A 3,805-nucleotide genomic window follows, 5' to 3' on the forward strand; every position below is an offset into this window, starting at 1 on the left:
CCTATGGTCTGTATACCCTGCCCTGCCTCACCGCATATCTTTATTGAGTAATCCATAAATAAATTAAAAAGGGAGGATTTCTCCTCCCCTATAATATTAACAACCTTCTATTGCCCTTTTCTTCTTTGGTGCCTTTCCAGAAAGTGATTTAATATATGCAACTATATCAGCCATCTCTTGACTTTTTGGATCAAGAGGCTTTCCCTTGAGTGCCATCTCAATGCAGAAATTCACTGCTTCTTCAAGGGATTTCTGTTTTTTTCCCATTACATTGAATTCCTTCTTTGTTCCAGCCTGCTCAAGACCCTTACCATCTGGATGACAGGAATTGCAGGACTTTCCTGTTGTGCCGAGTTTCGGGTCATTGAAAAGTGCCTTGCCTTTCTCTACATTGCCAGCATAGGCAATGCCCATAAAAGAAACAACACATAACAGAACAACAAATAACCTAAGACCTTTCATCTTACCCTCCTTGAAAAGATTTTTATTCCTGAAAGTCAGGATTTCCTGAAAAAGACTGGAGCAGTCTTATCCTCCTTGCAAGTTCTCTCAGGGCATCAGATAAACTGAACCCCTTCTCCATGAGTTCCCTGATAAATCTCGCCTTTACAAGCTCGTTTATTATCTTCTCTGATGATCCATTTCTGATACAGATATTTTTACCACTTTCAAGCTGTTCAGTAATACATCTCTCTATCTCCTCTGGTGTAAACCTCTTTGCAAGCTCTTTTATCTCAGAGATATTTAAATCAGACTTCATCTATCTGATTATACCATAAAAAATGTTAAAATCAAGTATGAAATTTTATCTCACAGAAAATGCCTGCCTTAAATGGCTCGAAAGGCCCTTTATATACAATATTAAAAAGGATGAGCTCTACGAAATCGATGAAAAGGCCTTTAAGTTCCTGACAGATTGCCATGAAGGCTGTGACAGTCCTGAAAGTGAATTTATCAATTTCTGTATAAAAGAAGACCTGCTTACAGAAAAAGAGATAAGATTAAAAAGACCTCCTATTCTTAAATCACCTGAGCCTTCCTTAAGGTATCTTGAGCTCCAGATAACAGAGAGATGCAATCTGAGATGCAGACACTGTTATATAAAAAGTAATAGGGCTGTGGAACTCTCTTTTGAGCAAATTAAAAAAGTTTTAAGAGAATTTGAAGAACTCCAGGGTCTCAGGGTATTGATAAGTGGTGGTGAACCCCTGATGCATCCAGACTTTGAAAAAATTAATAAATCTCTTCCTGAATTCTTTATAAGAAAGGTCTTATTTACAAACGGAATCCTTATAGACAGGAAATTATTGAAAAATCTCAATATTGACGAAATACAGATCAGCATAGACGGTCTTGAAAAGGGACATGATGCCCTTAGAGGCAAAGGGACATTTAAAAAGGCAATGGATGCCCTTGAGCTCGCAATCGAGGAAGGCTTTGATGTGTCTGTAGCAACAATGGTTCACAGTAAGAATCTTGATCAATTTGATGAGATGGAAAGGTTGTTTAAATCCCTCGGTGTGAAGGAATGGAATGTGGATGTGCCATGTTCCACAGGAAGACTTAAGGAGCACCGGGATTTTCAGCTCAGGCCAGAGGTGGCTGGAAAATATCTGAGATACGGCTTTGGTGGAGGAATCCATGACTCCCTTGAGGGTTATGCCTGCGGACTCCATCTTATGGCAGTGATGGCTGATGGAAGGATAGCAAAATGCACCTTTTATGGAGAAAACCCTGTTGGTACTATTGAAGATGGTTTAAAGGTATGCTGGAGCAGGATAAGACCAATAAGGCTTGAGGAACTCAAGTGTGATTGTGAATATATGGATTACTGCAGGGGTGGTTGTAGATACAGGGCATTGATTGCAGGAGATGAATATGGAATAGATCCTTTCAGGTGCGAGATGTACAAAGAGGGTTGAAATACTCTTATTTGTGGTATAATTAAGTAACCCATCGGGGTCTGAAAGGGGGTGTTTTAAATGACTATCAAAAAGGTTTTTAAAAAGACAGCAACTACCTGTAAGTGCAAGAGTTCGTGTTAATAATTTTAAGGGGGGGGTTATAACCACCCCCCTTATTTTACATCTAAATCTCTTGAATGAATTATCATGCCCAGGGTGTGCCACCATCAACGATACTGTGCTCCTCCCACATGAACCAGCTACCTGTATTTGTAAGAAAGAAATAGGTATTTGCAAAAACAGTATAATGCTGTTCCTCTTCTTTTATAAGCCTCTCAAAAAGTCTTTTCTCTTTCTCTGTCTGTGCCTCTGAATAAGCCTTTCTATAAAATTCTATTCCCTCATTCTCCATGTCCTTAGCTATCCTGAATGCCTCAAGCTCATCATCTGTAGCCTCTACCCGCTCAAGCATCTGTTCCTTCAGTTCCTCAAAGATGGTTTTTATCCTTTTCATCGGACTTACATCCTCTGCTTTAATATCCATGCCTTTAATAAGCTCTTCAATCATCTGGACGTGTCTTTTTTCATCCTCAACTATGCTCAGAAACATCTTCTTTCCAGCTGGATGTTTTGCCTTCTGTGCAGCCTCGCTGTAAAATTTAATAGCATCTGTTTCCATTTTTCTTGCAATCTCTAATGCATTCATAATCTCCTCCTTATTCTGTAAAATATCCGAGTTTCTCCATCTGTCTTATAACCCACTCATCCTGATGAAGCTCTTCATCAATCCTCGTCCTGATATATTCCTTGAGAAAACAATAAACAAGCCTTTTCTTTGTACTGTTCAGCCTTTCGGTAGGGTCGTTAACATTATCTTTGAGAGACCATCTTACTGATAGACTGTTTATTATACCATTAAGAATCTCCTCTTTAATATCAGACTGTATAACCATTACAAGCGAGCCATTTTCAGATATGAGTTTCATGAACTGACCGGGCTCTGAAAGCTCGATACCCTTCTCCTTTGCCCATTCCTTTATGTCAGGGACATAGTTTATTCGAAAAATGAAATACTCCTCTGCCAGGGCTCTCAGGATGTGATCATAGTCTTTCTGAAGGAATATCACCGTTACTCCTATTTAAGTCTTGCTTCTACAGAATCCCAGTTTATGTTCCTGAAAAAGGCTTCTATATAGTCTGCCCTTTTAAGACCGTAATCGATCATAAAGGCATGTTCAAAGACATCCATTATCAAGAGTGGGTTGCATCCAGAGGGATGTCCTACATCATGCTCATTAATCCAGAAATTAATAAGTCTTCCATTCGTAAGATCCTGATAAAGTACGGCCCATCCAATACCTCTCATAGTACCGGTGGATTTAAAATCCTTTTCCCAGTTTTCATAACTTCCGAAGGATTCAATAATCTTTTTTGCCAGTCTGCTGTCTCTGTTTAATTGACCATTACCGCCAAGATTCTCAAAATAGTATTCATGAAGCCTCATACCATTAAATTCCCAGCCAAGCCTTCTCTTTAATTCTGCAAATTCAGGGGTTGCTGTCTTACCTTCCTTAAGCATGGCGTCAAGGGTATCAAGTATCTTATTTGTATTTGTCACATAACCCTGATAAAGTGTGAAATGATTCTTAAGCAGGGTCTCGCTGAACCCATCGATGCCGATAAGTCTTGAATAATCCTTTGCAGTATAAGCCATGATGCCCTCCTTTTTATCTGTTTAATTTTAATGTAATCTCAGCAAGCCTTTTACCAAAAGCCCTGCATATATTTGCTTCATTTTCATCAATATCCCGGGTATTGTCAGCACCCGCCACATGTCCAGGACCATAGGGAGCACCGCCACCCTTTGTGAGGTAAAGGTCAGGCACTGAATAGGGAACACC

6 protein-coding genes are annotated in these 3,805 nt (G+C 39.6%); 1 reads left to right on the plus strand and 5 read right to left on the minus strand.

Annotated elements, in window-relative coordinates:
- Window positions 1-96: 96 nt before the first annotated feature.
- Both N2257_10465 and N2257_10470 read right to left on the minus strand, forming a co-directional pair.
- The gene (locus N2257_10465; protein ID MCX7794806.1) at window positions 97-462 is read right to left on the minus strand and encodes a hypothetical protein; all 366 of its coding nucleotides are present in this window, start codon (window positions 460-462) and stop codon (window positions 97-99) included.
- Between the two features lie 22 nt (window positions 463-484).
- Complete coding sequence (locus N2257_10470; protein MCX7794807.1) at window positions 485-760, minus strand: hypothetical protein; 276 nt, start codon at window positions 758-760, stop codon at window positions 485-487.
- Window positions 761-797: 37 nt separating this feature from the next.
- On the opposite strand from N2257_10470, the gene N2257_10475 reads away from it, so the two are divergent.
- On the plus strand, window positions 798-1,922 hold the full coding sequence (locus N2257_10475) for a radical SAM protein (GenBank protein ID MCX7794808.1): 1,125 nt from the start codon (window positions 798-800) through the stop codon (window positions 1,920-1,922).
- Window positions 1,923-2,109: 187 nt separating this feature from the next.
- Here N2257_10475 and N2257_10480 read toward each other — a convergent pair whose 3' ends face one another.
- Genes N2257_10480 through N2257_10490 form a run of 3 tightly spaced genes read right to left on the minus strand, consistent with a single transcriptional unit; the run spans window position 2,110 to window position 3,618 of the window.
- Window positions 2,110-2,610 carry a ferritin family protein gene (locus N2257_10480; GenBank protein ID MCX7794809.1) on the minus strand — a complete coding sequence of 167 codons (501 nt, stop codon included), beginning with the start codon at window positions 2,608-2,610 and terminating at the stop codon, window positions 2,110-2,112.
- Between the two features lie 10 nt (window positions 2,611-2,620).
- The gene (locus N2257_10485) at window positions 2,621-3,031 is read right to left on the minus strand and encodes a hypothetical protein (protein MCX7794810.1); all 411 of its coding nucleotides are present in this window, start codon (window positions 3,029-3,031) and stop codon (window positions 2,621-2,623) included.
- Between the two features lie 8 nt (window positions 3,032-3,039).
- Window positions 3,040-3,618 carry a superoxide dismutase gene (locus tag N2257_10490; protein MCX7794811.1) on the minus strand — a complete coding sequence of 193 codons (579 nt, stop codon included), beginning with the start codon at window positions 3,616-3,618 and terminating at the stop codon, window positions 3,040-3,042.
- Window positions 3,619-3,805: the final 187 nt, after the last annotated feature.

The sequence above is a fragment of the Thermodesulfovibrionales bacterium genome, assembly GCA_026417875.1.
Classification (GTDB): domain Bacteria; phylum Nitrospirota; class Thermodesulfovibrionia; order Thermodesulfovibrionales; family CALJEL01; genus CALJEL01.